Origin of the sequence: Frigoribacterium sp. NBH87 (assembly GCF_014217665.1) — a bacterium.
In the GTDB taxonomy this organism is placed as follows: Bacteria; Actinomycetota; Actinomycetes; order Actinomycetales; family Microbacteriaceae; genus Frigoribacterium; species Frigoribacterium endophyticum.
Map to the genome: position 1 here is coordinate 1,606,752 of NZ_CP043650.1, position 23,820 is coordinate 1,630,571.

Annotated in this window: 33 protein-coding genes; 1 reads left to right on the top strand and 32 read right to left on the bottom strand. The window is 68.9% G+C overall.

The genetic code is table 11. The features are described from left to right. Positions 1-171: 171 nt before the first annotated feature. Complete coding sequence (locus F1C15_RS07370; RefSeq protein ID WP_185233876.1) at positions 172-1,455, top strand: LCP family protein; 1,284 nt, start codon at positions 172-174, stop codon at positions 1,453-1,455. A 92-nt stretch (positions 1,456-1,547) separates the two neighbouring features. On the opposite strand, the gene map is transcribed toward F1C15_RS07370, so the two are convergent. The 32 genes from map to F1C15_RS07530 form a co-directional block, all read right to left on the bottom strand. Then, positions 1,548-2,330 (bottom strand): type I methionyl aminopeptidase, encoded by a 783-nt coding sequence (map, locus tag F1C15_RS07375; RefSeq protein ID WP_056059103.1) that lies wholly within the window; start codon positions 2,328-2,330, stop codon positions 1,548-1,550. A gap of 55 nt (positions 2,331-2,385) precedes the next feature. Next, a complete protein-coding gene (locus F1C15_RS07380; protein ID WP_185233878.1) occupies positions 2,386-3,006 on the bottom strand; it encodes an adenylate kinase in 621 nt (206 codons plus the stop codon). After that, positions 3,003-4,325: a preprotein translocase subunit SecY gene (gene secY, locus F1C15_RS07385; RefSeq protein WP_056057350.1), complete on the bottom strand. Its 1,323-nt coding sequence runs from the start codon at positions 4,323-4,325 to the stop codon at positions 3,003-3,005. Before secY ends, F1C15_RS07380 begins: the two co-directional genes overlap by 4 nt. A 69-nt stretch (positions 4,326-4,394) precedes the next feature. Then, positions 4,395-5,021 carry a 50S ribosomal protein L15 gene (gene rplO / locus F1C15_RS07390; RefSeq protein WP_082514609.1) on the bottom strand — a complete coding sequence of 209 codons (627 nt, stop codon included), beginning with the start codon at positions 5,019-5,021 and terminating at the stop codon, positions 4,395-4,397. Continuing rightward, positions 5,021-5,203 (bottom strand): 50S ribosomal protein L30, encoded by a 183-nt coding sequence (gene rpmD, locus F1C15_RS07395; protein WP_082514610.1) that lies wholly within the window; start codon positions 5,201-5,203, stop codon positions 5,021-5,023. The genes rplO and rpmD overlap by 1 nt, the downstream gene beginning before the upstream one ends. Next, entirely contained in the window at positions 5,203-5,961 is a 759-nt protein-coding gene (gene rpsE / locus F1C15_RS07400) for a 30S ribosomal protein S5 (protein ID WP_056057353.1), read from the bottom strand. Before rpsE ends, rpmD begins: the two co-directional genes overlap by 1 nt. Beyond that, on the bottom strand, positions 5,958-6,329 hold the full coding sequence (gene rplR / locus F1C15_RS07405; RefSeq protein WP_056057355.1) for a 50S ribosomal protein L18: 372 nt from the start codon (positions 6,327-6,329) through the stop codon (positions 5,958-5,960). The genes rpsE and rplR overlap by 4 nt, the downstream gene beginning before the upstream one ends. Positions 6,330-6,331: 2 nt before the next feature. Further along, positions 6,332-6,868 (bottom strand): 50S ribosomal protein L6, encoded by a 537-nt coding sequence (rplF, locus tag F1C15_RS07410; RefSeq protein ID WP_167260392.1) that lies wholly within the window; start codon positions 6,866-6,868, stop codon positions 6,332-6,334. A gap of 6 nt (positions 6,869-6,874) precedes the next feature. After that, a complete protein-coding gene (gene rpsH, locus F1C15_RS07415; RefSeq protein ID WP_056057362.1) occupies positions 6,875-7,273 on the bottom strand; it encodes a 30S ribosomal protein S8 in 399 nt (132 codons plus the stop codon). 141 nt (positions 7,274-7,414) lie between these two features. Then, entirely contained in the window at positions 7,415-8,002 is a 588-nt protein-coding gene (gene rplE / locus F1C15_RS07420) for a 50S ribosomal protein L5 (protein ID WP_056057365.1), read from the bottom strand. Continuing rightward, complete coding sequence (gene rplX / locus F1C15_RS07425; RefSeq protein WP_056057368.1) at positions 8,002-8,361, bottom strand: 50S ribosomal protein L24; 360 nt, start codon at positions 8,359-8,361, stop codon at positions 8,002-8,004. Before rplX ends, rplE begins: the two co-directional genes overlap by 1 nt. 3 nt (positions 8,362-8,364) lie before the next feature. Next, positions 8,365-8,733 carry a 50S ribosomal protein L14 gene (gene rplN, locus F1C15_RS07430; RefSeq protein ID WP_056057371.1) on the bottom strand — a complete coding sequence of 123 codons (369 nt, stop codon included), beginning with the start codon at positions 8,731-8,733 and terminating at the stop codon, positions 8,365-8,367. Between the two features lie 34 nt (positions 8,734-8,767). Then, the gene (gene rpsQ / locus F1C15_RS07435; protein ID WP_056057373.1) at positions 8,768-9,064 is read right to left on the bottom strand and encodes a 30S ribosomal protein S17; all 297 of its coding nucleotides are present in this window, start codon (positions 9,062-9,064) and stop codon (positions 8,768-8,770) included. Next, the gene (rpmC, locus tag F1C15_RS07440; protein ID WP_056057376.1) at positions 9,064-9,387 is read right to left on the bottom strand and encodes a 50S ribosomal protein L29; all 324 of its coding nucleotides are present in this window, start codon (positions 9,385-9,387) and stop codon (positions 9,064-9,066) included. Before rpmC ends, rpsQ begins: the two co-directional genes overlap by 1 nt. Beyond that, positions 9,387-9,806, bottom strand: coding sequence for a 50S ribosomal protein L16 (rplP, locus tag F1C15_RS07445; protein WP_056057379.1), 420 nt, complete (start codon positions 9,804-9,806; stop codon positions 9,387-9,389). The genes rpmC and rplP overlap by 1 nt, the downstream gene beginning before the upstream one ends. 2 nt (positions 9,807-9,808) lie before the next feature. After that, the gene (gene rpsC, locus F1C15_RS07450) at positions 9,809-10,588 is read right to left on the bottom strand and encodes a 30S ribosomal protein S3 (protein WP_056057382.1); all 780 of its coding nucleotides are present in this window, start codon (positions 10,586-10,588) and stop codon (positions 9,809-9,811) included. Then, positions 10,588-10,980 carry a 50S ribosomal protein L22 gene (gene rplV / locus F1C15_RS07455; protein ID WP_055799894.1) on the bottom strand — a complete coding sequence of 131 codons (393 nt, stop codon included), beginning with the start codon at positions 10,978-10,980 and terminating at the stop codon, positions 10,588-10,590. The genes rpsC and rplV overlap by 1 nt, the downstream gene beginning before the upstream one ends. A gap of 24 nt (positions 10,981-11,004) precedes the next feature. Continuing rightward, positions 11,005-11,286, bottom strand: coding sequence for a 30S ribosomal protein S19 (rpsS, locus tag F1C15_RS07460; protein ID WP_056057385.1), 282 nt, complete (start codon positions 11,284-11,286; stop codon positions 11,005-11,007). Positions 11,287-11,298: 12 nt separating this feature from the next. Further along, entirely contained in the window at positions 11,299-12,138 is an 840-nt protein-coding gene (gene rplB / locus F1C15_RS07465; protein WP_056057388.1) for a 50S ribosomal protein L2, read from the bottom strand. A 19-nt stretch (positions 12,139-12,157) separates the two neighbouring features. After that, entirely contained in the window at positions 12,158-12,457 is a 300-nt protein-coding gene (gene rplW, locus F1C15_RS07470; RefSeq protein ID WP_056057391.1) for a 50S ribosomal protein L23, read from the bottom strand. After that, entirely contained in the window at positions 12,454-13,119 is a 666-nt protein-coding gene (rplD, locus tag F1C15_RS07475; protein WP_056057395.1) for a 50S ribosomal protein L4, read from the bottom strand. The genes rplW and rplD overlap by 4 nt, the downstream gene beginning before the upstream one ends. A gap of 3 nt (positions 13,120-13,122) precedes the next feature. Next, positions 13,123-13,779, bottom strand: coding sequence for a 50S ribosomal protein L3 (gene rplC, locus F1C15_RS07480; protein ID WP_056057397.1), 657 nt, complete (start codon positions 13,777-13,779; stop codon positions 13,123-13,125). Between the two features lie 10 nt (positions 13,780-13,789). Further along, positions 13,790-14,098: a 30S ribosomal protein S10 gene (rpsJ, locus tag F1C15_RS07485; RefSeq protein ID WP_043593369.1), complete on the bottom strand. Its 309-nt coding sequence runs from the start codon at positions 14,096-14,098 to the stop codon at positions 13,790-13,792. A gap of 477 nt (positions 14,099-14,575) precedes the next feature. Beyond that, on the bottom strand, positions 14,576-15,412 hold the full coding sequence (locus tag F1C15_RS07490) for a DarT ssDNA thymidine ADP-ribosyltransferase family protein (protein ID WP_185233880.1): 837 nt from the start codon (positions 15,410-15,412) through the stop codon (positions 14,576-14,578). Between the two features lie 78 nt (positions 15,413-15,490). Then, positions 15,491-16,465 (bottom strand): DNA topoisomerase IB, encoded by a 975-nt coding sequence (locus tag F1C15_RS07495; RefSeq protein ID WP_185233882.1) that lies wholly within the window; start codon positions 16,463-16,465, stop codon positions 15,491-15,493. A 107-nt stretch (positions 16,466-16,572) separates the two neighbouring features. Continuing rightward, entirely contained in the window at positions 16,573-16,785 is a 213-nt protein-coding gene (locus tag F1C15_RS07500) for an Rv0909 family putative TA system antitoxin (protein WP_056057403.1), read from the bottom strand. 140 nt (positions 16,786-16,925) lie between these two features. Next, a complete protein-coding gene (gene tuf / locus F1C15_RS07505) occupies positions 16,926-18,119 on the bottom strand; it encodes an elongation factor Tu (protein ID WP_185233884.1) in 1,194 nt (397 codons plus the stop codon). 126 nt (positions 18,120-18,245) lie between these two features. Next, positions 18,246-20,363: an elongation factor G gene (fusA, locus tag F1C15_RS07510; protein ID WP_056057409.1), complete on the bottom strand. Its 2,118-nt coding sequence runs from the start codon at positions 20,361-20,363 to the stop codon at positions 18,246-18,248. An 86-nt stretch (positions 20,364-20,449) separates the two neighbouring features. Continuing rightward, on the bottom strand, positions 20,450-20,920 hold the full coding sequence (gene rpsG, locus F1C15_RS07515; protein WP_056057412.1) for a 30S ribosomal protein S7: 471 nt from the start codon (positions 20,918-20,920) through the stop codon (positions 20,450-20,452). Then, positions 20,920-21,294, bottom strand: coding sequence for a 30S ribosomal protein S12 (gene rpsL, locus F1C15_RS07520; protein WP_043593380.1), 375 nt, complete (start codon positions 21,292-21,294; stop codon positions 20,920-20,922). Before rpsL ends, rpsG begins: the two co-directional genes overlap by 1 nt. A gap of 291 nt (positions 21,295-21,585) precedes the next feature. Then, positions 21,586-22,161, bottom strand: a complete 576-nt coding sequence (locus F1C15_RS07525) for a DUF6121 family protein (protein ID WP_185233886.1) — start codon at positions 22,159-22,161, stop codon at positions 21,586-21,588. A 113-nt stretch (positions 22,162-22,274) separates the two neighbouring features. Then, positions 22,275-23,660: an NHL repeat-containing protein gene (locus F1C15_RS07530; protein WP_185233888.1), complete on the bottom strand. Its 1,386-nt coding sequence runs from the start codon at positions 23,658-23,660 to the stop codon at positions 22,275-22,277. Positions 23,661-23,820: the final 160 nt, after the last annotated feature.

Here is a 23,820-nt window from a genome sequence, read left to right on the forward strand (position 1 = left end):
CTGTCGCTAAGAATTGGGAGTGTTGGTCGTGCGGGGATGCGGTGCCGCAGGCACAGAAGTGACCTGGGAACACCAAAGATCGATCCTAGGTCCTCCCGCTACACTTCAGCAACCCGCCCGTCGACCCGACACGCCGAGTCGAGGGTGATGACGCCGACCCGTGGAGCCCCGATGCCCGACCAGACCCGACCACGAGGCCGCCGCGGCCTGGCCCGCCACGGCCGGCTGCGACGCCGCGGCCCCGCCGGGGCGCTCGTCACGATCGTCGCGAGCTCCCTCGCCGTGCTGCTCGTCAGCGGTGCCTCCCTCGCCGCCATCGCCGTCCGTGACGTGACCTCGTCGGTGTCGACGGTCTCGCTCGGCAACGAGGCGCAGGTGGAGGACGAGAGCATCGAGGCCATCACCGGCGGCGCCAACATCCTCCTCGTCGGGAGCGACGAGCGCGCCGACCAGTCGTCGGCCACCGCCGACACGTCGATCGAGGGCCAGCGGAACGACGTCACGATCCTGGTGCACCTCTCCCAGGACCACAGCCAGCTGACGGCCGTCAGCATCCCCCGCGACACCATGGTCGACCTGCCGGCCTGCACCGGCGAGGACGGCACCGCCTACCCCGCCGAGACGTACGTCCAGTTCAACACCAGCCTCGAGAACGGCGGGCTGTCGTGCACGGTGGCGACCGTGGAGGCCATGACCGGCCTCACCATCCCCTACGCGGGCAAGATCACCTTCGACGGGGTCATCGAGATGTCCAACGCCCTCGGCGGCGTCGACGTCTGCGTCGCCGAGCCGATCTCCGACCGCGACACCGGGCTCAGCCTCGACGCCGGCACGCACAGCCTCCAGGGCGGCCAGGCGCTGCAGTTCCTCCGTACCCGCTACGGGGTCGGCGACGGCAGCGACCTCGCACGGATCAACTCGCAGCAGGTCTTCCTCTCGGCCATGATGCGCAAGATCATCTCCGGGGGCACCCTCAGCAACGTCGCGACTCTGTACAAGCTCGCCTCCGCGGCGCTGAGCAACATGCAGCTGTCGTCGACGCTCAGCTCGCCCGACACGCTGGTGAAGCTGGCCCTCGCCCTCAAGGACCTGCAGCCCGCCGACATCGTCTTCGTGCAGTACCCCGTCGTCGACGACCCCCGGAACTCCGCCAAGGTCGTCCCCTCGACAGCCGACGCGCAGCTGCTCAACGACGCCCTGGCGGCCGACACGCCCTTCACCCTCGGCGACGCCGCCACGGGCCGCGGCAGCGAGGCGGACCCGGCAGCCCCGGTGCCCGCTCCCGCCGCCACCACGGCGCCCACGGCGCCCTCGACGGCCACCGCTGCCCCGGGCGCGGCCTCCACCTCGGAGCCCACGTCGCCGGCCGCGGAGCCGGGCGCACCGGCCGTGCTGCCCTCGACGATCACCGGCCAGTCGGCGGCCGAGGCGACCTGCTCCGTCGGCAACGGCTGAGCCGCGTCGCCCGCGGGCGGTGACGCCCCGGGTTCACGGACGTCCGGGGGCGGGCCGAGGCATGACGTGCCGGCCCGCCCGGGAGGCGCGGGTCAGGCGATCGGGACGGGCACGACCCCGAGGGGCGCCAGCTGGGCTGCTCCCCCGTCGTGTGCGGTGAGCACCCAGATCCCGCCCTCGTGCACGGCGACCGAGTGCTCCCAGTGCGCCGCGGAGCTGCCGTCCACGGTGGTGACGGTCCAGTCGTCGTCCTCGGTGACGGTGTCGATGCCGCCGAGGGTGATCATGGGCTCGATGGCCACGACCAGACCCGGCTTGACCGCCGGGCCGCGCCCCTTGACGCGGTAGTTGAAGACCGGCGGGTCCTCGTGCATGGAGCGCCCGATGCCGTGGCCGACGTAGTCCTCGATGATCCCGAAGCTGCCGCGCGACTCCACGTACTCCTCGACGGCGTCGCCGACCTCGTTGAGGTGACGAGCCGACGCCAGGGCAGCGATGCCGTGCCAGAGGGCCTGCTCGGTGACGTCGGAGAGCAGCCGTCGCTCGGCGACGAGCTCGGGGCGGCTCGGGTCGTCGAGCACGAAGGAGCGTGCGCTGTCGCCGTTCCAGCCGTCGACCTCCGCCCCGCTGTCGACGGAGACCAGGTCGCCGGGCTCGAGGGCGCGGTTGCCGGGGATGCCGTGCACGACCTCGGCGTTCACCGAGGTGCACACGGTGTTGCGGTAGCCCGGCACGAGCATGAAGTTCGGCACGCCGCCGCCGTCACGGATGGTGCGCTCGGCGATCGCGTCGAGCTCGCCGGTGGTGATGCCGGGTCGCAGCGCGGCAGCGACCGCGTCGAGCGATCGCGCCGTCAGCACGCCGGGCGCCGCCATGGCGCGCAGTTCGTCCCGGGTCTTGTAGATGCCCGGCTTGCGGAAGGCCACCCGGCTAGGAGGCGGTGGCCGTCGAGCGGAAGCCGCGCTCGCCCAGGGCGGCGTCGATGCGCTCCGCGACCTGCTCGATGGTGCCGAGGCCGTCGACCTCGACGACCAGGCCCCGCGACCGGTAGCTCTCCAGCAGAGGAGCGGTCTCGCGCAGGTAGACGTCCTGGCGGTGCCGGATGGCGTCCTCCGTGTCGTCCGAACGCCCCTGGTCGAGGGCCCGCTTGCGCAGCCGCTCGACGATCTCGTCGCGGTCGGCCACCAGCAGGATCACGGCCTCGAGCGCCTGCCCCTTGGTGGACAGGTAGTCGTCGAGGAACCCGACCTGCTGCAGCGTGCGGGGGTAGCCGTCGAGCAGGAAGCCCTGCGCCGCGTCGCTCTGGTCGAGCCGGTCGGAGACGAGCTCGTTCGTGAGGCTGTCGGGCACGTAGTCGCCGGCGTCCATGATCGTCTTGACCTTGACGCCCAGCTCGGTCTCGTCACGGACGTTGGCACGGAAGATGTCGCCGGTCGAGATCGCCGGCACCCCGAGGGTCTCCGCGATCTGGGTCGCCTGCGTGCCCTTGCCGGCGCCGGGAGGGCCGACGATCAGGAGGCGCGGGCTGGGCCCGGTCTCGCCCCCCGTCACTTGAGGAGCCCCTCGTAGTGACGCTGCTGCAGCTGCGAGTCGATCTGCTTGACCGTCTCGAGACCGACTCCGACGATGATCAGGATGCTCGCGCCTCCGAACGGGAAGTTCTGGTTGGCGCCGACCGTGGCCAGGGCGATCAGCGGGATGAGCGCGATGATGCCGAGGTAGAGCGAGCCCGGCAGGGTCACGCGCGTCAGGACGTAGTCGAGGTACTCGGCGGTCGGGCGCCCGGCCCGGATGCCGGGGATGAACCCGCCGTACTTCTTCATGTTGTCGGCGACCTCTTCGGGGTTGAAGGTGATCGCGACGTAGAAGTACGTGAAGCCGACGATGAGGGCGAAGTACAGCGCCATGTAGAGCGGGTTGTCGCCGGAGGTGAGGTTCGCCTGGACCCACGCCACCCACGCCGGGGGCGCGGTGCCGTCGGAGGGCTGGTTGAACTGGGCGACGAGCGCGGGCAGGTACAGCAGCGACGAGGCGAAGATGACGGGCACGACGCCGGCCATGTTGACCTTGATCGGGATGTACGTGTTGTTGCCGCCGTACGTGCGCCGCCCGACCATGCGCTTGGCGTACTGCACGGGGATCCGCCGCTGGGACTGCTCGACGAACACGACCGCGGCCATGATCACGAGCCCGACGGCGATCACCATGAGGAAGATCTCGAAGCTGCGCGCCTGCGCGATGCTCCAGAGGGCGGTGGGGAAGCGGGCCGCGATCGAGGTGAAGATCAGGAGCGACATGCCGTTGCCGATGCCGCGCTCGGTGATGAGCTCGCCCATCCACATGATGAGGCCGGTGCCGGCGGTCATGGTGATGACCATGAGCATGACGGCGTACCAGGCGTCGTTGGTGATGAGCTGCTGGCACTCGGCAGCGCCGGAGCCGGCGAACAGCGCACCGGAGCGGGCCACGGTGATCAGGGTCGTCGACTGGAGGATGCCCAGCGCGATCGTGAGGTACCGGGTGTACTGCGTCAGCTTCGCCTGGCCCGACTGGCCCTCCTTGTAGAGGGTGTCGAAGTGGGGGATGACGACGCGGAGCAGCTGCACGATGATCGACGACGTGATGTAGGGCATGATGCCCAGCGCGAAGACCGAGAGCTGCAGCAGGGCGCCGCCGCTGAAGAGGTTGACGAGCTCGTAGAGGCCCGAGGTGCCCTGGTTGCCGGCGAGGCACAGCTGCACGTTCTGGTAGTCCACGAACGGCGAGGGGATGAACGACCCCAGCCGGAAGAGCGCGATGATGCCGAGAGTGAACCCGATCTTTCGGCGAAGGTCGGGCGTGCGCATGATGCGCGCGACAGCTCTGAACATGTGGGGCCTCCCGGCATGAAGGATAGACGACTGAAAGGGGTGGCCCTGTCGGACCACCCCCTCAGGTGATTACTTGGAGACGGTCCCGCCGGCGGCGACGATCTTCTCTTCGGCAGAGCCGGAGACCTTGTCGACCGCCACGGTGAGAGCGACGCTCAGGTCGCCCTGTCCGAGGACCTTGACCTTCTCGTTCTTGCGGACGGCACCCTTGGCGACCAGGTCGCCGACGGTGACCTCACCGCCCTGCGGGTACAGCTCGCCGAGCTTCTCGAGGTTGACCACCTGGTACTCGACGCGGAACGGGTTCTTGAACCCGCGCAGCTTCGGAGTGCGCATGTGGAGCGGCATCTGACCGCCCTCGAAGCCGACCTTGACCTGGTACCGGGCCTTCTGGCCCTTGGTGCCACGTCCGGCCGTCTTGCCCTTCGAGCCCTCACCGCGACCCACGCGGGTCTTGGCCGTCTTGGCACCGGGAGCCGGACGGAGGTGGTGGACCTTGAGGACCTGCGGGCGGGCGACGTCCGCCGACTGACCGGCCGAGGCCGACTTCGTCGAGGTCGTCGTCGAGGCGGCGGCCGAGGAGGCCGTCGACTTCTTGGTCGTCGCCTTGGGGGCGGCGGCCTTGGTGGTGGTCGCCTTGGCGGCGGCCTTCTTCGGAGCGGCCTTCTCGGCGGCGCCGTTCTTCTCGTCAGCCATTAGTCAATCTCCTCGACCTTCACGAGGTGGGCGACCGTGTTGACGTAGCCGCGGTTCTGCTTGGTGTCCTCGCGCACGACCGACTGGCCGATGCGCTTGAGGCCCAGGCTCCGCAGCGTGTCACGCTGGTTCTGCTTCTCGCTGATTACGGACTTGATCTGGGTCACCTTGAGCTGGGCCATCAGGCACCTGCCTTCTCGGTCGCAGCGGCCTTGGCCGCCTGCTCGGCGCGGGCCATGAAGGCCGGCATCACGGCGTCGATGTCGAGGCCGCGGCGAGCGGCGACGGCACGGGGCTCCTCGAGCTGCTTGAGGGCCTCGACGGTCGCGTGGACGATGTTGATGGTGTTCGACGAGCCGAGCGACTTGCTCAGGACGTCGTGGACACCGGCGCACTCGAGCACGGCGCGGACGGGACCACCGGCGATGACTCCGGTACCGGCCGAGGCCGGACGCAGCATGACGACGCCGGCAGCGGCCTCACCCTGGACGGGGTGCGGGATCGTGTTGCCGATGCGGGGGACGCGGAAGAAGTTCTTCTTCGCCTCCTCGACGCCCTTGCTGATGGCCGTGGGGACCTCGCGGGCCTTGCCGTAGCCGACGCCGACGAGTCCGTTGCCGTCTCCGACCACGACGAGCGCGGTGAAGCTGAAGCGACGACCGCCCTTGACGACCTTCGACACGCGGTTGATCGTGACGACGCGCTCCAGGAACTGGCTCTTGTCGTCACGGTCGCCACGGCCACGGCCGCCGGCGTTGCGGTCTCCGCGACCCTGGCCGCCACGACGGTCGGTGCGACCGCCCTCGCGGTTGTTGGACTCCGAGCCGGCAGCCGTCTCGACGGGGCGCTCGACGACGGCCTCGGCCGGAGCCTTGACCGTCTCGGTCGCCGCGACCGCGTCGGTCTCTGCGGGGGGAGTGGTGTTCGTAGCGTCGCTCACAGGTTCAAACCAGCCTCTCGGGCGCCTTCGGCGATGGCCGCGACGCGTCCGGCGTACTTGTTGCCGCCGCGATCGAACACGACGGCCTCGATGCCCGCGGCCTTGGCGCGCTCGGCGACGAGCTCGCCGACCTTGCGGGACTTCGCGGTCTTGTCACCGTCGAAGGTGCGCATGTCGGCCTCGAGGGTCGATGCGCTGGCGACGGTGAAGCCCTTGCTGTCGTCGACGACCTGCACGAACACGTGCCGGGCCGAACGGGTGACGACGAGACGGGGGCGCTCTTCGGTGCCCACGACCTTCTTGCGCAGGCGGGTGTGACGGCGCTTGGTGGCGGCCGACTTGCTCTTTCCTCGTGTACCGAGACCCATGATTACTTACCTGACTTTCCGGCCTTGCGGCGGACGACCTCGCCGGCGTAGCGAACGCCCTTGCCCTTGTAGGGCTCGGGCTTGCGCAGCTTGCGGATGTTGGCAGCGACTTCGCCGACTGCCTGCTTGTCGATGCCGACGACGGTGAGCTTGTTGTTGCCCTCGACCGTGAAGCTGATGCCCGCGGGCGGCTCGACGGTGATCGGGTGCGAGTAGCCGAGAGCGAACTCGACGTTGGAGCCCTTGGCCTGCACGCGGTAACCGGTGCCGACGACCTCGAGGCCCTTGGTGTAGCCCTGGGTCACGCCGATGATCTGGTTGGCGATGAGGGTACGGGTCAGGCCGTGGAGCGACCGCGACTCACGCTCGTCGTCGGGACGCGTCACGACGACGGTGCCCTCCTCGAGCGCAGCTTCGATGGGGCTCTTGACGACGAGCGACAGCTCGCCCTTGGGGCCCTTGACGGTGACGGCCTGGCCGTCGATCTTCACGTCGACCCCGGCAGGGATCGAGATGGGGAGTCTTCCGATTCGAGACATGACGAATTACCACACGTAGGCGATGACTTCTCCGCCCACGCCCTTCTTCTCGGCCTCACGGTCGGTCAGCAGACCGGAGGAAGTCGACAGGATCGCGACGCCGAGGCCGCCGAAGACCTGCGGGATCTCGGTGGACTTCGCGTAGACGCGGAGGCCCGGCTTCGAGACGCGCTTGATGCCCTTGATCGAGCGCTGGCGCTCGGGGCCGTACTTGAGGTCGATCGTGAGGGTCTGGCCGACGCGAGCGTCTTCGACCTTCCACGAGTCGATGAAGCCCTCACGCTGGAGGATCTCCGCGATGTGGGACTTGAGCTTGCTGCTGGGGAGCGACACGGTCTCGTGGAACGCCGAGTTCGCGTTGCGCAGTCTGGTCAGCAGGTCTGCGACCGGATCTGTCATCGTCATGCGGTGTACTTCTTCCTCATCGGGTTTCGCCATCCGGTACACCGGGTGTCGACCTTGATGATCGGGTGGTCGTGGAGCGGTTCTCCACGACCTCAGGGGAACGGTCGGCAACTCCGGTGAGGAGTTGCCGACCGAACGATCTTAGTTGGCCTGGTCGGCCGTGCGGAACGGGAAGCCGAGAGCCTTGAGCAGAGCCCGGCCCTCGTCGTCGTTCTTCGCGGTGGTGACGACGGTGATGTCGAAGCCGCGGACACGGTCGATGCGGTCCTGGTCGATCTCGTGGAACATGCTCTGCTCGTTGAGACCGAACGTGTAGTTGCCGTTGCCGTCGAACTGACGGTCGCTCAGACCGCGGAAGTCGCGGATGCGGGGCAGCGCGAGCGACAGCAGGCGGTCCAGGAACTCCCAGGCACGGTCGCCGCGCAGCGTGACGTGCGCGCCGATCGGCTGGCCCTCGCGCAGCTTGAACTGCGCGATGGACTTGCGGGCCTTGGTGACCTGGGGCTTCTGGCCGGTGATCGCCGTGAGGTCCTTGATGGCCCCGTCGATGATCTTGCTGTCGCGGGCGGCCTCGCCGACACCGGTGTTCACGACGATCTTGACCAGGCCGGGGACCTGGTGGACGTTCGTGAAGCCGAAGTCGCTCTTCAGCTGCGGCAGGATCTCCGCGCGGTACTTCGCCTTGAGGCGCGGCAGCGCCGCAGGCGTGGTGGTGGTGGTGTCAGTCATCAGAGGTTCTCTCCCGACGCCTTGGCGTAACGGACGCGGACGGTCTTGGTGACGCCGCCCTTGGTGACCGTCTCTTCACGGAAGCCCACGCGGGTCGGCTTCTTGGTCTTGGGGTCGACGAGCGCGACGTTCGACACGTGGATCGGGGCCTCGAAGGTCTCGATGCCGCCGGTCTTGGTGCCGCGCTGCGTCTGGCCGACGCGGACGTGCTTCGTGACGAAGTTCACGCCCTCGACGACGACGCGGTTGCGCTCCACGAGCACCTCGAGGACCTTGCCCTGCTTGCCGCGGTCTCCGCCGCGGGCCTGCGAGGCTCCGCTGATGACCTGCACGAGGTCACCCTTCTTGATGTTTGCCATGACTTAGATAACCTCCGGCGCCAGCGAGATGATCTTCATGAACTTCTTGTCGCGAAGCTCGCGACCGACCGGCCCGAAGATGCGGGTACCACGGGGGTCCCCGTCGGCCTTCAGGATCACTGCGGCGTTCTCGTCGAACTTGATGTAGGAGCCGTCCGGACGACGGACCTCCTTCTTGGTGCGGACGATGACCGCCTTGACGACATCGCCCTTCTTCACGTTGCCACCGGGGATGGCGTCCTTCACCGTGGCGACGATGACGTCGCCGAGGCCGGCGTAGCGACGGCCGGAGCCACCGAGCACGCGGATGGTGAGGATCTCCTTGGCACCGGTGTTGTCGGCGACCTTGAGGCGGGATTCCTGCTGGATCACTTCTGTCTCCTTCTGCTCAAGCAGGCCGCGAGGCCTACTTGGCCCTCTCGAGGATCTCGACCAGGCGCCAGCGCTTGGACGCGCTGAGCGGACGGGTCTCGTTGATCACGACGAGGTCGCCGACGCCGGCCGCGTTGGCCTCGTCGTGGACCTTGACCTTGGAGGTGCGGCGGATGACCTTGCCGTACAGGGGGTGCTTCACGCGGTCCTCGACCTCGACGACGATGGTCTTGTCCATCTTGTCGCTGGTCACGTAGCCACGACGGGTCTTGCGGTAACCGCGGACCTCGACAGCTGCCGAGTCGACCTCGGTCTTGTTCTCGGTAGCCATTACTTCTCCTCGGCGGTCTCGGCGACGGGCGCCTCGTCGGCGGCGGCAGCCTTCTTGGTCGACTTCTTGGTCGCCTTGGGGGCGGCCTCGACCGGGGCGGGGGTGGCACGGATGCCGAGCTCGCGCTCACGCAGGACCGTGTAGATGCGAGCGATGTCGCGCTTCACGGCACGCAGGCGGCCGTGGCTCTCGAGCTGACCGGTGGCCGACTGGAAGCGCAGGTTGAACAGCTCTTCCTTGGCCTTCTTCAGCTCATCGACGAGACGCTCGTCTTCGAAAGTGTCGAGCTCGACAGGACGGAGCTCCTTGGAACCGATCGCCATTATGCGTCGCCCTCCTCGCGCTTGATGATGCGTGCCTTGAGGGGCAGCTTGTGGATTGCACGAGTGAGCGCCTCCTTGGCGACCTCCTCGCTGACGCCGCTGAGCTCGAAGAGCACGCGACCCGGCTTGACGTTCGCGACCCACCACTCGGGCGAGCCCTTGCCGGAACCCATGCGGGTCTCAGCGGGCTTCTTCGTGAGCGGACGGTCGGGGTAGATGTTGATCCACACCTTGCCGCCACGCTTGATGTGACGCGTCATGGCGATACGAGCGGACTCGATCTGACGGTTGGTCACGTAAGCGGGCGTGAGGGCCTGGATGCCGTACTCACCGAAGCTGACCTTGGTGCCACCAGTGGCCTGGCCGCTACGGCCGGGGTGGTGCTGCTTGCGGTGCTTGACACGACGGGGGATAAGCATGGTTACGCCTCAGCTCCTGTGGTGGCGGGTGCCTTCTGCTCGCGGGGAGCGCGGTCGCCCCCGCCGCGGCGGGCGCCGTCACGGTCGTTGCGGCGCTCGGGGCGAGACGACTTCTGGTTCGCCTGCTCGCGCGCGAGCTCCTTGTTGGTGATGTCGCCCTTGTAGATCCAGACCTTCACACCGATGCGACCGAAGGTCGTCTTGGCCTCGTAGAAGCCGTAGTCGATGTTGGCGCGGAGCGTGTGCAGGGGCACGCGGCCCTCGCGGTAGAACTCCGAGCGGCTCATCTCGGCGCCGCCGAGGCGACCCGAGACCTGGATCCGGACGCCCTTGGCGCCGGCGCGCTGGGCGCCCTGGAGGCCCTTGCGCATGGCACGACGGAACGCCACGCGAGCAGCGAGCTGCTCGGCGATGCCCTGGGCCACGAGCTGAGCCTCGGCCTCGGGGTTCTTGACCTCGAGGATGTTCAGCTGGATCTGCTTGCCGGTGAGCTTCTCGAGGTCGCCGCGGATGCGCTCGGCCTCGGCGCCACGACGACCGATCACGATGCCCGGACGGGCGGTGTGGATGTCGACGCGGACGCGGTCACGGGTGCGCTCGATCTCGATCTTGGCCACGCCGGCGCGGTCGAGCGAGGTCTTGAGCAGGGTGCGGATCTTGATGTCCTCCGCGACGTAGTCGCTGTAACGCTGACCCGCCTTGGTGCTGTCGGTGAACCACCGCGACACGTGGTCGGTGGTGATGCCCAGACGGAAGCCGTACGGGTTGACCTTCTGGCCCATTACTTGCTCGCCTTCTTCGTAGCGTCTGCTGCCTCGACCTCATCCGGCGTCGCGAGGACGATCGTGATGTGGCTCGTGCGCTTCAGGATCTGGAAGGCACGACCCTGGGCACGCGGCTGGAACCGCTTGAGGGTTGCGCCCTGGTCGACGAATGCACGGCTCACGTAGAGGTCCTGCTCGTCGAGGTAGCTGTTGTCCTTGTCCGCCTTCACACGGGCGTTGGCCATGGCCGACGCGACGAGCTTGTAGACGGGCTCGCTCGCGCCCTGCGGCGCGAACTTCAGGATGGCCAGGGCCTCGAGGGCCTGCTTGCCGCGGATCAGGTTGACGACGCGACGGGCCTTCATGGGGGTGACGCGGATGTGACGCACGCGTGCGATCGACTCCACCATTTCTCTCCTCCTTACGTCGCCGCGTTAGCGGCGACGACCCTTCTTGTCGTCCTTCACGTGACCACGGAAGGTACGGGTGGGCGCGAACTCGCCGAGCTTGTGGCCGATCATGCTCTCGGTCACGAACACGGGGATGTGCTTGCGACCGTCGTGCACCGCGATGGTGTGGCCGAGCATGTTCGGGACGATCATCGACCGGCGGGACCAGGTCTTGATGACGTTCTTGGTGCTGGCCTCGTTCTGCGTGACGACCTTGCGAAGCAGGTGGTCATCGACGAAGGGGCCCTTCTTAAGACTGCGTGGCATCTTCTACAACTCCTACTTACGCTTCTTGCCAGCGTTACGACGGCGGACGATGAGCTTGTCGCTCTCCTTGTTGATGTGGCGGGTGCGGCCCTCTTTCTGGCCCCACGGGCTGACCGGGTGGCGACCACCGGAGGTCTTGCCCTCACCACCACCGTGCGGGTGGTCGACCGGGTTCATGGCGACACCACGGACGGTCGGGCGGACGCCCTTCCAGCGCATGCGGCCGGCCTTGCCCCAGTTGATGTTCGACTGCTCGGCGTTGCCGACCTCACCGATGGTGGCGCGGCAGCGGGCGTCGACGTTGCGGACCTCGCCCGACGGCAGGCGGAGCTGCGCGTAGGGGCCGTCCTTGGCGACGAGACGCACCGAGGCGCCGGCCGAGCGGGCCATCTTCGCGCCGCCGCCGGGCTTGAGCTCGATGGCGTGGATGACGGTACCGACCGGGATGTTCTTGAGCGGCAGGTTGTTGCCGGGCTTGATGTCGGCGCCGGGGCCCGACTCGACGATGTCGCCCTGCGACAGCTTGTTCGGAGCGATGATGTACCGCTTCGTGCCGTCGACGAAGTGCAGGAGCGCGATGCGCGCCGTGCGGTTGGGGTCGTACTCGATGTGAGCGACCTTGGCGTTGATGCCGTCCTTGTCGTTACGACGGAAGTCGATCACGCGGTACTGGCGCTTGTGGCCACCACCGATGTGACGCGTCGTGATGCGGCCGGCGTTGTTGCGGCCACCGCTCTTGGACAGGGGACGCAGCAGCGACTTCTCGGGCGTGGAACGCGTGATCTCCGCGAAGTCGGAGACCGACGAACCGCGACGACCAGGAGTCGTGGGCTTGTAGTTACGAATAGCCATTTTGTCTTCCCTCCGGGCCCTAGCCGACAGCCGTGAAGATGTCGATGGTGCCCGACTTGAGCGTCACGATGGCGCGCTTGGTGTCCTTGCGCTTGCCGGTGCCGAAGCGCGTGCGGCGGGTCTTGCCGACACGGTTCAGCGTGTTGATGCTGTCGACCTTGACGTTGAAGATCTTCTCGATGGCGAGCTTGATCTCGGTCTTGTTCGATCGCGGGTCCACCGTGAAGGTGTACTTGCCCTGGTCGATCAGGGAGTAGCTCTTCTCGGAGACGACGGGCGCGATGATGACGTCGCGAGGGTCCTTGCCGTAGCCGCTCATGCGGTGGCCTCCTTCTGGCGCTTCGAGGCGACGAAGCCGTCGAAGGCGCTCTTCGTGAAGACGATGTCGTCGCTGACGAGCACGTCGTAGGCGTTGAGCTGGTCGTACGTGATCACGTGGACCGTGGGCACGTTGCGGACGCTCTTGCGGGTCAGCAGGTCGTCGCGGTCGATGACGACCAGGACGTGCTTGCTCGACGCGATGGTCGAGAGCAGGTCGAGGGCGACCTTGGTGGAGATCGTGTCGGCGACGAAGCTCTCGACGACGTGCACGCGGGCGCCGCGGGCACGGTCGGACAGAGCACCGAGGAGGGCCGCGGCGATCATCTTCTTGGGGGTGCGCTGCGCGTAGTCACGCGGCTGCGGACCGTGGACGACGCCACCGCCGGTCATCTGGGGAGCGCGGATCGAGCCCTGACGAGCGCGACCGGTCCCCTTCTGCTTGAACGGCTTGCGGCCGGCGCCGGAGACCTCGCCGCGACGCTTGGTCTTGTGCGTGCCCTGACGAGCGGCGGCCTGCTGGGCGACGACGACCTGGTGGATGAGCGGGACGTTGGTGACGACGTCGAACAGCTCGGCGGGGAGCTCGACCGTGGTGCCGGTCGAGGCGCCCTTGGCGTCGATGACGTCGACCGTGGTGGCCGATGCGGTAGTGGTGGCCATGAGCTACTTCCCCTTCACGGCGGTGCGGACGAAGACGATGCGGCCACGAGCACCGGGGACGGCGCCCTTGACGAGCAGCAGACCCTTCTCGGCGTCGACGGCGTGCACCGTGAGGTTGAGGATGGTGACGCGCTCTCCACCCATGCGACCGGCCATGCGCATGCCCTTGAAGACACGGCTGGGGGTCGACGAAGCACCGATCGAACCGGGCTTGCGGTGGTTGCGGTGGGCACCGTGCGAGGCGCTGACGCCCTTGAAGTTGTGTCGCTTCATGACACCGGCGAAGCCCTTGCCCTTGGAGGTGCCGACGACGTCGACCTTCTGGCCGGCCTCGAAGGTGTCGACCGTGATCTCCTGGCCGAGCGCGTACTCGGCGGCGTCGGCGGTGCGGACCTCGGTGAGGTGGCGGCGGGGCGTGACGCCCGCGGCGTCGAAGTGGCCCGTGGAGGGCTTGTTCGACTTGCGGGGGTCGATCTGGCCGGCGGCGATCTGGACGGCGCTGTAGCCGTCCTTCTCGAGCGAGCGGATCTGGGTCACGACGTTGGGAGCGATCTCCACGACGGTGACGGGGACGAGCTTGTTGTTCTCGTCCCAGACCTGGGTCATGCCGAGCTTCTTGCCGAGCAGGCCCTTGACGTTCTTGGTGGCGCTGACAGTCATGGTCGCCCCCCTACAGCTTGATCTCGATGTTGACGTCGGCCGGGAGGTCGAGGCGCATGAGCGAGTCGACGGCCTTGGGGGTCGGGTCGACGATGTCGATCAGACGCTTGTGGGTGCGCTTCTCGAAGTGCTCGCGCGAGTCCTTGTACTTGTGGGGCGAACGGATCACGACGACCACGTTCTTCTCCGTCGGCAGCGGCACGGGGCCGACCACGGTGGCGCCCGCGCGGGTGACCGTGTCGACGATCTTGCGCGCGGAGGTGTCGATGACCTCGTGGTCGTACGACTTGAGTCGGATGCGGATCTTCTGTCCCGCCATGTGTGGCTCTCTCTCGTTCGGACGTCGCGCACCTCGGGGGCCGCCTGACGCTGTTTGCTGGGCAAACATCTGGCACGACGTGTCTCTCGCGTACCGCTGTTCTCGTGTGAAGCCATCTCGGACACCAGCGAGCCGTGGCTCGAGCGTGTCGGTGGCACGAGGGTGGCCCGGGGAGGGCAATCTTCGCTGTCACCGCCGCGCAGAGCTGTGCCCGAGGGCCAGCGCGCTGGAGATTCCGTTGTGAGATGTGTCCTGCTACCCGCGGCCCAGGCGACGAACGCCTGTGCACTGCCTGGCAGTGATCCGGGGCTCGGCGCTCGGCCGACCCGGAATGTTGAACTAGACGATTTTGCCACACGCGTGCATTTGCTGCAACCCGGGCGTGTCGCGGATCCGGGCGACCCCGGCGAGGGGGCCGTGACGCAGGGGAGGCGCGGTGCGAGTGGTCTCGCACCGCGCCTCCTCGAGGGCCGGTCGTCAGGCCGTCGCGACCTCCGCCGGGCGGAACCACGGCGGGTACACGGCCACGCGCGGCGCGTGGTCGGACGAGTCGGCGAAGAGCTGCTTGACGCGGTCGCGCATCTTGTCGTTCGGGACGCCGACGAGCGTCACGGCCTCGAGCTGCACTCCCCCGGGCACCAGCACCTCGGGCTCGAGCAGGTCGGGGTCGGCGAGCGAGAAGCGGCGGACCATCGAGGCCGCGTCGTCGAGGCCCACGGCCTGACGGACGCCCTGGACGGCGGCGTCGCCCTCCGTGACCACGAACCCGTCGTCGAGCGACGAGACCGGCACGACCAGCATGACGAAGTCGGTGGCCTTGGCGGCGCGTGCGGCGTCCGACCACTCGTAGCCGTCGGCGCCCGAGCGCAGGACATCCCACGCGGAGGCGTGGGGCGACAGCGAGAACGGGACGTGCTCGGCGAGGACGGCACCGGAGGCGCTGGTCACCGAGGCGCGGAGCGCGCGGGTCGCCTCCGAGCTCACGTCGAGCTCGGGCTCCGCCGCGGCGCCGGGGCGGAGGGCACCGGCTGCGATGATGCCGGGCAGGTTGCTCACGTGGGTCCAGTGGTAGACGCGCTGCTGCGCGAAGACCGGGACGGGGGCCGCGGCCGACTGCGCGGCGACGGCGACGGCCGCGGAGTCGCGGGCCAGCGCCGGCGTGCTGCGCAGCGACTCAGGCTTGCGCGACGCGGCGCGGCGCTTGGTGGTGAGGGTCCGGACCTCACCGTCGGCATCGAGCAGGGGCTCGCGCTTGCGGGGGGCGCAGATGTCGCAGAGCTCCCTCTCGAACCCGTGGATGCACTCGTCAGTCACTGCAGTAGTTCCTCTCGGGCGTCCGACTCGATCGGACGCAACCCTCTACGGTACGTCATGAGCCTGCGTGGCCGCGACTCAGCGATAGAGCAACGAGCGCACCTCGGACTCCGCCGAGCCCAGGCGGCCCGGGTCGATCGTCTCGCCGTGCTCGTACGCGTCGACGAGACGCGGGTCGACGTACGACTTCCGCGCGATGCTCGGGGTGTTCCCCAGGACGTCCGACGCGTCGCGCATCGCCTGCGCGAGCGCCCGGCGGCGCCGACCGACCGTGGGCTGCGGTCCGCTCCGGGCGAGGCTCACGGCGGCCGCGACCGTGCCGTGCAGGGTGCGGAAGTCCTTGGCGGTGAAGTCGTCGCCGGCCCGCAGCTTCACGTACTCGTTGATCTCCGACGCGTGCAGGGGCCGCCAGGGGCTCCCGGCCTCCGGTCGCCAGGCCAGGAGGCGTGAGCGGCCACCCCGGGTCTTGAGGCTGCGCACGACCGCAGCGAGGTCGGGGTCACGGATCTCGCTGTCCCACTCCTGGCCGCTCTTGCCGGGGAAGGAGAGCGCGACCACGTCACCGGACACCTTCCCGTGCGAGCAGAGCAGGGTCGAGAGCCCGTGGCTGCCGTGCTCCTCCGCGTAGCGCTCCGAGCCGACCCGCAGCGAGCCGGTGTCGAGCATTCGGAACGCCGCCCCGAGGGCGCGGTCGCGGACGGGCTCGTCGAGGCGCAGGTCCATCGTGACGAACCTGCGGGCGGTGGGCAGCGACTCCGCGAGGGAGAGGGCGCGGTCGAACTTGATCCGGTCCTTCTGCTCACGCCAGGTCGGGTGGTAGATGTACTGGCGCCGGCCGGCGGCGTCCTTGCCCGTGGCCTGCACATGCCCGTTGGGGTACGGCGCGATCCAGACGTCCGTCCACGCGGGCGGGATCCCGAGGTGGTCGAGCCGTTCCCGCACGACCGGGTCGCTGATGGTCGACCCGTCGGCGTCACGGTAGCTGAAGCCCGTGCCCGAGCGGTGACGCGAGATGCCGGGATGGGCCTGATCGGTGCGTCGGAGGCGCGGCATCGGTCGAGTGAACACCGTCCGGTCGAACGGTGGCCGGGTCGCCGGGGTACAACGACGGCCCCCGTGCCCCTCGAGGGCTCCGGGGGCCGGCGACGGGGCCGTGGGCCCTACTCGTTGCCGATCTTCTTGTCGGCGGCGCTCTTGGCCTGCTGGATCTTGTCGGAGTGCTTGCCCCCGGTGGCCTTGTCGGCAGCGCCGGCGACGGCGTCGAGGATGCGGTCGCTGACGCCCTCCGCCTTCTCGCTCTTCAGGGCGTCCTGCACCTTGCCGTCGTTGAGGAACGACTGTGCCTTGCGGGTGATGTCGTCGAAACCGGCCATGACGTCTCTCCTGTCTGCGCCGGCGCTTCCGGCGGCACCCCATGGTGACACGCCGGACCCTGGTGACACGAGAGAGGGGGCCGGGCCCTCTCGGGCCCGACCCCCTCTCAGGAGATCAGCAGTGCTGGAGTGACCAGTACTTACTTGGCGATCTTGGTGACGGTGCCGGCGCCGACCGTGCGGCCACCCTCGCGGATGGCGAAGCGCAGGCCCTCTTCCATGGCGATGGGCTGGATCAGCTGGACGGTGATCTCAGTCGTGTCGCCGGGCATGACCATCTCGGTGCCCTCGGGCAGCGTGATGACACCCGTGACGTCGGTGGTGCGGAAGTAGAACTGCGGGCGGTAGTTCGCGTAGAACGGGTTGTGACGCCCACCCTCGTCCTTGGAGAGGATGTAGACGTTCGCCTCGAACTCGGTGTGGGGCGTGATCGAGCCGGGCTTGACCACGACCTGGCCGCGCTCGACGTCCTCGCGCTTGGTGCCGCGGAGGAGCAGGCCGACGTTCTCACCGGCGCGCGCGTCGTCGAGGGTCTTGCGGAACATCTCGATGGCGGTGACGGTCGTCTTCGACGACTTCTCCTTGATGCCGACGATCTCGACCTCGTCGTTCGGCTTCAGGATGCCGCGCTCGACACGACCGGTGATGACGGTTCCACGACCGGTGATCGTGAAGACGTCCTCGACGGGCATGAGGAAGGGCTGGTCGGTCGCGCGGACCGGCTCGGGCACGTTCTCGTCGACCTGGTCCATCAGGTCGGCGACCGTGGCGGCCCACTTCTCGTCGCCCTCGAGGGCCTTGAGAGCGGAGACCTGGACGACGGGGGCGTTGTCGCCGTCGAAGTCCTGGCTCGAGAGGAGCTCGCGCACCTCGATCTCGACGAGCTCGAGGATCTCCTCGTCGTCGACCATGTCGGACTTGTTCAGCGCCACGACGATGTAGGGAACGCCGACCTGACGGGCGAGCAGGACGTGCTCACGCGTCTGGGGCATCGGGCCGTCGGTGGCGGCGACCACGAGGATCGCGCCGTCCATCTGAGCCGCACCGGTGATCATGTTCTTGATGTAGTCGGCGTGGCCGGGAGCGTCGACGTGAGCGTAGTGACGCTTCTCCGTCTGGTACTCGACGTGCGAGATGTTGATCGTGATGCCGCGCTGCTTCTCTTCGGGCGCGTTGTCGATCTGGTCGAAGGCCGACGCCTCGTTGAGGGTCGGGTACTTGTCGTGCAGGACCTTGGTGATCGCCGCGGTGAGCGTGGTCTTGCCGTGGTCGACGTGACCGATGGTTCCGATGTTGACGTGCGGCTTGGTCCGCTCGAACTTGGCCTTAGCCACTGTGGGTCCTCCTCAGGACTCGGTTGCAGTGGGGCCGGGGGCCGGGTCGATGACCCGGCCTACCGGACACTGCGGATTGGTGTGTGTACATGTTACGCGGTCGAGGAACGGCCGCGAGATTCGGGACTATTCGCCCTTGTTCTTCTGGATGATCTCCTCGGCCACGGCCGAGGGGACTTCCTGGTACGACTCGAACGTCATCGAGTAGACGGCACGGCCCGAGGTCTTCGACCGCAGGTCTCCGACGTAGCCGAACATCTCCGACAGCGGCACGCTGGCCCGAACGACCTTCACACCACTGGCGTCTTCCATCGACGAGATCTGCCCGCGACGCGAGCTGAGGTCGCCGATGACGTCGCCCATGTACTCCTCGGGCGTACGCACCTCGACCGCCATGAGCGGCTCGAGGAGAACGGGCTGGGCCTTGCGAGCCGCCTCTTTGTAGGCGATCGACCCAGCGATCTTGAAGGCCATCTCGGACGAGTCGACGTCGTGCGCCGCACCGTCGAGGAGCAGGGCCCGGACGCCCACGGTCGGGTAGCCCGCGAGGACTCCGACCTGCATGGCGTCCTGGATGCCCGCGTCGACCGACGGGATGTACTCGCGCGGCACGCGGCCACCGGTGACCTTGTTGACGAACTCGTAGGTCGACTCGGCCGTGACCTCGAAGGGCTCCAGCGCGATCTGGACCTTGGCGAACTGGCCCGAGCCACCCGTCTGCTTCTTGTGGGTGTAGTCGTAGCGCTCGATGCCCTTCTTGAGGGTCTCGCGGTACGCGACCTGGGGCTTGCCGACGTTGGCCTCGACGTTGAACTCGCGCTTCATGCGGTCGACGAGGATGTCGAGGTGGAGCTCGCCCATGCCCTTGATGACCGTCTGGCCGGTCTCGGCGTTGAGCTCGACGCGGAACGTCGGGTCTTCTTCGGCGAGCTTCTGGATGGCCAGCGAGAGCTTCTCCTGGTCGGCCTTCGTCTTCGGCTCGATGGCGACCTCGATGACGGGCTCGGGGAAGGTCATCGACTCGAGGACGACCTGGTCCTGCGGGTCGCACAGGGTGTCGCCGGTGGTCGTGAACTTGAGGCCGATGACCGCGTAGATGTGGCCGGCGGTCACGCTGTCGACCGGGTTCTCCTTGTTGGAGTGCATCTGGAAGATCTTGCCGATGCGCTCCTTCTTGTCCTTCGTGGAGTTGACGACCTGGGCGCCCGACTCGATGGAGCCCGAGTAGACGCGGACGTAGGTGAGGCGACCGAAGAAGGGGTGCACCGCGACCTTGAAGGCGAGGGCCGAGAAGGGCTCCGTCGACTCGGGCTTGCGGATGATGACCTTCTCGGCGTCACGCACGTCGTGGCCCTCCATGGGCGGCACGTCGAGGGGCGAGGGGAGGTAGTCGATGACCGCGTCGAGCATCGGCTGCACGCCGCGGTTCTTGAAGGCCGAGCCACAGAAGATCGGGTAGACCTCGCTGTTGACCGTCAGCTTGCGGACGGCGGCCTTGATCTCGGCGACGGTGAAGTCGGTGTCGCCCTCGAGGTAGCGCTCCATGAGAGCGTCCTCCGCCTCGGCCACGCGCTCGATGAGCTTCTCGCGGTACTCGGCGGCGCGGTCGGCCAGATCGGCCGGGATCTCCTCGATGTCGTACTTCGCACCGAGCTCGACGTCGCCCTTGGCGTCGCCGCGCCACGTGAGCGCACGCATCTCGACGAGGTCGATGACGCCCTCGAACGAGCTCTCGGCACCGATCGGCAGCTGCATCACCAGGGGCTCCGCGCCGAGGCGGTTGACGATGGTGTCGACGGTGAAGTAGAAGTCGGCGCCGAGCTTGTCCATCTTGTTGACGAAGCAGATGCGGGGCACGTCGTACTTGTCGGCCTGACGCCAGACGGTCTCGGACTGGGGCTCGACGCCCTCCTTGCCGTCGAACACGGCGACGGCGCCGTCGAGGACGCGGAGCGAGCGCTCCACCTCGACGGTGAAGTCGACGTGGCCGGGGGTGTCGATGATGTTGATCTGGTTCTTGTTCCAGAAGCACGTCGTGGCCGCCGACGTGATGGTGATGCCGCGCTCCTGCTCCTGCGCCATCCAGTCCATCGTGGCCGCACCGTCGTGGACCTCACCGATCTTGTGGGTGATGCCCGTGTAGTACAGGATGCGCTCGGTGGTCGTCGTCTTGCCAGCATCGATGTGAGCCATGATGCCGATGTTGCGGACCTTGTTCAGGTCGGTGAGCACGTCCTGTGCCACGGGTTCCTCCGAAGGGGTAGGTGGGGAGTTGTGGGAGCCGGGGAGGCGCGGTGCGGGGAGTGCCCGCACCGCACCTCATCGACTGGTTACCAGCGGTAGTGCGCGAAGGCCTTGTTCGCCTCGGCCATCTTGTGCGTGTCCTCGCGACGCTTGACAGCGGCGCCGAGGCCGTTGGAGGCGTCGAGGATCTCGTTCATCAGGCGCTCGGTCATGGTCTTCTCACGACGAGCCTTGGCGTACGAGGTCAGCCAGCGGAGCGCCAGGGTGTTGGCGCGGTGCGGCTTGACCTCGACGGGGACCTGGTAGGTCGAGCCGCCGACGCGGCGCGAACGCACCTCGAGGGTCGGGCGCACGTTGTCGAGCGCCTTCTTCAGCGTGGCGACGGCGTCCTGGTCGTTCTTCGCGGCGACGCCGGCGAGGGCACCGTAGACGATGCGCTCGGCGAGGCCCTTCTTGCCGTCGAGGAGGATCTTGTTGACGAGCTGGCTGACGATCGGCGCCCCGTAGACGGGATCGGCGACGACAGGGCGCTTGGGCGCGGGTCCTTTACGAGGCATTACTTCTTGTCCTTCTTCGCACCGTAGAGGCTACGAGCCTGCTTGCGGTTCTTCACGGCCTGGGTGTCGAGGGCGCCACGAACGATCTTGTAGCGCACGCCGGGGAGGTCCTTCACGCGACCGCCGCGGACGAGCACCATCGAGTGCTCCTGCAGGTTGTGGCCCTCGCCGGGGATGTAGGCGGTGACCTCGGTGCCGTTGGAGAGCTTCACACGGGCGACCTTGCGGAGCGCGGAGTTCGGCTTCTTGGGGGTGGTGGTGTACACGCGGGTGCACACGCCACGCTGCTGGGGGTTGGACCGCAGGGCGGGGGCCTTGGTCTTGACGACCTTCGGCGTACGACCCTTGCGGACCAGCTGCTGGATGGTTGGCACTGGTTCTCCTAGATTGCGCTCTGCTCGTGCAGGGCTCTGCTCTGTCCGACCGGACGGTCGGCATCCTCGTCGTGCCTCACGCCGGCGCCGCACCCGGAGGTGCTCACCAGCGCTGAGCCCGACCGCGGCGCTGCTCGAGAGACGAGGCCGCTGGTCGTCGTGGACGGCCTGGAGGCCACCACGAGAGACGGTGCATCCGACCCCCACGACCGGGCGGACCCCGTCGTGGTGCGGATTTTTCGGGCGCGCCGTTGAGCGCACACCCGATAGAGCATAGCTTCCGGTAGGGGCTTAATCAAATGATCGCGGGCTGCCCCGGGACGGGTCGACGCGCGACGCCGCCGCGACCCCGAGCACCACGAGCCCGGCCCACAGGGCGCTGCCGAGCACGAACGGCGAGAGGACGTACCGGCCCGCGAACAGGACGGCCGCGGCGCCGTCGTCGCGCACCAGCGCGTAGCCGACCGAGCCGACGACGACCATGGCCGCCCAGACGAGGAGGGCGGTGACGAGGGCCGGGGGCAGGAGTCGCGGGGCCGGGGTGCGGGGCGCGCCCGCGCCGGGGCCGTCGGCGGTGCCCGTCGGGGCCGGTCGGCCCGGGCCGACGCCGTCGGCGGGCTGGGCCGGGAAGGTGCCCCGCGACTCCGGCGCCCTGCCCTCGGCCCGGTCGGCGACCGCGGCCGAGCGCATCAGCGCCAGGAGCACGACGAGCAGCGCCGCGGCCGCCATGGCGGGGCCGAGCAGAGTGCCGGCGTCGGGCTCGCTGATGACGTCGCGGTCGAGGAGCAGGCTCTCGAAGCCGGCCGTCGCGATGAGGAGCGCGGCGAAGAGCACCGTGCCCATGAGTGCGTACACGGCCCTGGTCATCCCGCGAGCGTACGCCGCGCCTCCGACAGGGCCCGGGCGGACGACGGGACCGCCCCGCCGCGCCTCAGGGGAGGGCGGCGGGGCGGTCCCGTCGAGCGGAGCGTCGACCCGCGTCAGGCACGGCGGCGTGCCCGCCCGGCGCGGCCCGCGGCCACGGCGGTCAGGGCGAGGCCCAGGCCGACCAGCACGGCGGCGATGCCGAGCGGCGTCGTCGTGTCGGAGCCCGTGAAGGCGAGCTCGCCGTCGGCCGGGTCCGCGGCGGCGCGGGTGGCCGTCGGGGTGAGGCGCGTCGGAGCCCCGGCAGCCGGCGTGGTCGCCGCGGGGGCGGCCACGGCGGGCGTCGCCGGGGTGGTCGGCACGGTCGGCGTCACCGCGGCCGGGGTGGTCGGGGTCGTCGGCGTGGTGGGGGTCGTCGGCGTGGTCGGCGTTGTCGGCGTCGTCGGCGTCGTCGGCGTCGTCGGGGTGGTGGGCGTCGTCGGGACGACGGCCGCCGCGGTGATCGCGAGGAACTGCAGGCGGTCGGTGTCGCTGTCGGTCACGACGACGGTGTCGCCGTCGACCGCGACGCCCCACGGGTTCGAGAAGGAGCAGGCGTCGGCCCCGCCGGCGCCCACGGTGGTCCAGGTCTCGCCCTCGCGGACGAGGAGGACGTCGCGGGCCTCGTCGGTGACGTAGATGCGGCCGGCGGCGTCCACGGCGATGCCCGCCGACTCGTCGAGGCGGAAGGGCACGGCGATGGTCGACACCGTGCCGTCGACGGCGACCACGCGCACCTCGTCGGCGGGGCGGTCGATGACGTAGACGAGGCCGTCGGCGCCGACGGCGACGCCGATCGTGCCGTCGGTCGTCTGCGGGTCGCTGGCGGGCAGCACGACGGCCCACGTGGTCTCGCCGGGGGCGAGCGCGACGACCTGGTCGGTGTAGCCGGTCGTGGCGTAGACGGTGCCGTCGGCGGCGACCGCGACGCTGGTCACGCGGTCGAAGCCGGCGTAGTCGGGCAGGGCCGTCCAGACCTGGGTGTCGGGCTGGTAGCGCAGCACGCGGTCCGCCTCGGTGTCGGCGACGACCAGGCTGTCGGCGCCGACGGCGCTGCCGTCGAACGCGAGGCCGAAGGCCTGGCCCACGGGGCCCAGGTCGGCGCCGGGCGCGGGGGCGTCGGTGTAGGTGCCGTCGGCCGCGCGCTGGTGCAGCACGCCGGTGGCCGAGTCGAGCACCCAGATGCTGTCGCGGGCCGTGTCGACCGCGACGCCCTTGGGGTAGTCGAGGCCGTCGGCGCGGCCGGGGACGTCCTCGGACGTCGTGCACGACAGCGTGGCCGGCGCGGTGGCGGCGAAGGCGGAGGGCGCGGGGAGGAGGACGACGGAGGCGGCGAGCAGGGCCGGGATCGCGACCGCAGCCAGGCGGGTGCGACCGCTGAGGCCGCGCCTCCCGGCGTCGGTCGGGACGGTGGAGGGCAGGGCGGGGCGCGCGCCAGGGCGCGCCGACGAGGACATCGACATTCGGGTGTGCGACTTTCGTGCGGAGTGGTTCGCGACCGCGGGCGTTCGGGGCGCCCGGGACGACGAGCTGGGTGGGCTCGGCGTCGTCGTGGTGGGTGGCCACGAGGGGCAGGTCGCGGGCGCGCCCGGTCGGGATGGTCGGGCGGCTCTCCTGGAGACT

What these genes read in the sequence shown, in the direction of transcription:
- F1C15_RS07525 (WP_185233886.1), bottom strand. Translation starts at nt 22,161, where the DNA reads ATGACCAGGGCCGTGTACGCACTCATGGGCACGGTGCTCTTCGCCGCG.
- rplE (WP_056057365.1), bottom strand. Translation starts at nt 8,002, where the DNA reads ATGACTGACACCACCACCACCACGCCTGCGGCGCTGCCGCGCCTCAAG.
- rpmD (WP_082514610.1), bottom strand. Translation starts at nt 5,203, where the DNA reads ATGGCCCAGCTCAAGGTGACCCAGATCAAGTCCGTAATCAGCGAGAAG.
- map (WP_056059103.1), bottom strand. Translation starts at nt 2,330, where the DNA reads ATGGCGGCGCCCGGCGTGCTGACGGCGCGATCGCTCGACGCGGTCGCT.
- rplD (WP_056057395.1), bottom strand. Translation starts at nt 13,119, where the DNA reads ATGGCCACCACTACCGCATCGGCCACCACGGTCGACGTCATCGACGCC.
- rplC (WP_056057397.1), bottom strand. Translation starts at nt 13,779, where the DNA reads ATGACTGTCAGCGCCACCAAGAACGTCAAGGGCCTGCTCGGCAAGAAG.
- rplX (WP_056057368.1), bottom strand. Translation starts at nt 8,361, where the DNA reads ATGGCAAACATCAAGAAGGGTGACCTCGTGCAGGTCATCAGCGGAGCC.
- F1C15_RS07370 (WP_185233876.1), top strand. Translation starts at nt 172, where the DNA reads ATGCCCGACCAGACCCGACCACGAGGCCGCCGCGGCCTGGCCCGCCAC.
- rplB (WP_056057388.1), bottom strand. Translation starts at nt 12,138, where the DNA reads ATGGCTATTCGTAACTACAAGCCCACGACTCCTGGTCGTCGCGGTTCG.
- rplV (WP_055799894.1), bottom strand. Translation starts at nt 10,980, where the DNA reads ATGGTGGAGTCGATCGCACGCGTGCGTCACATCCGCGTCACCCCCATG.
- rplP (WP_056057379.1), bottom strand. Translation starts at nt 9,806, where the DNA reads ATGCTTATCCCCCGTCGTGTCAAGCACCGCAAGCAGCACCACCCCGGC.
- rpsS (WP_056057385.1), bottom strand. Translation starts at nt 11,286, where the DNA reads ATGCCACGCAGTCTTAAGAAGGGCCCCTTCGTCGATGACCACCTGCTT.
- rplO (WP_082514609.1), bottom strand. Translation starts at nt 5,021, where the DNA reads ATGGCTGACGAGAAGAACGGCGCCGCCGAGAAGGCCGCTCCGAAGAAG.
- rplF (WP_167260392.1), bottom strand. Translation starts at nt 6,868, where the DNA reads ATGTCTCGAATCGGAAGACTCCCCATCTCGATCCCTGCCGGGGTCGAC.
- F1C15_RS07495 (WP_185233882.1), bottom strand. Translation starts at nt 16,465, where the DNA reads ATGCCGCGCCTCCGACGCACCGATCAGGCCCATCCCGGCATCTCGCGT.
- F1C15_RS07530 (WP_185233888.1), bottom strand. Translation starts at nt 23,660, where the DNA reads ATGTCGATGTCCTCGTCGGCGCGCCCTGGCGCGCGCCCCGCCCTGCCC.
- rpsQ (WP_056057373.1), bottom strand. Translation starts at nt 9,064, where the DNA reads ATGGCTACCGAGAACAAGACCGAGGTCGACTCGGCAGCTGTCGAGGTC.
- secY (WP_056057350.1), bottom strand. Translation starts at nt 4,325, where the DNA reads ATGTTCAGAGCTGTCGCGCGCATCATGCGCACGCCCGACCTTCGCCGA.
- rpsJ (WP_043593369.1), bottom strand. Translation starts at nt 14,098, where the DNA reads ATGGCGGGACAGAAGATCCGCATCCGACTCAAGTCGTACGACCACGAG.
- rplW (WP_056057391.1), bottom strand. Translation starts at nt 12,457, where the DNA reads ATGAGCGGCTACGGCAAGGACCCTCGCGACGTCATCATCGCGCCCGTC.
- rplR (WP_056057355.1), bottom strand. Translation starts at nt 6,329, where the DNA reads ATGGGTCTCGGTACACGAGGAAAGAGCAAGTCGGCCGCCACCAAGCGC.
- rpsH (WP_056057362.1), bottom strand. Translation starts at nt 7,273, where the DNA reads ATGACGATGACAGATCCGGTCGCAGACCTGCTGACCAGACTGCGCAAC.
- rpsG (WP_056057412.1), bottom strand. Translation starts at nt 20,920, where the DNA reads ATGCCTCGTAAAGGACCCGCGCCCAAGCGCCCTGTCGTCGCCGATCCC.
- rpmC (WP_056057376.1), bottom strand. Translation starts at nt 9,387, where the DNA reads ATGGCGATCGGTTCCAAGGAGCTCCGTCCTGTCGAGCTCGACACTTTC.
- rpsC (WP_056057382.1), bottom strand. Translation starts at nt 10,588, where the DNA reads ATGGGCCAGAAGGTCAACCCGTACGGCTTCCGTCTGGGCATCACCACC.
- F1C15_RS07500 (WP_056057403.1), bottom strand. Translation starts at nt 16,785, where the DNA reads ATGGCCGGTTTCGACGACATCACCCGCAAGGCACAGTCGTTCCTCAAC.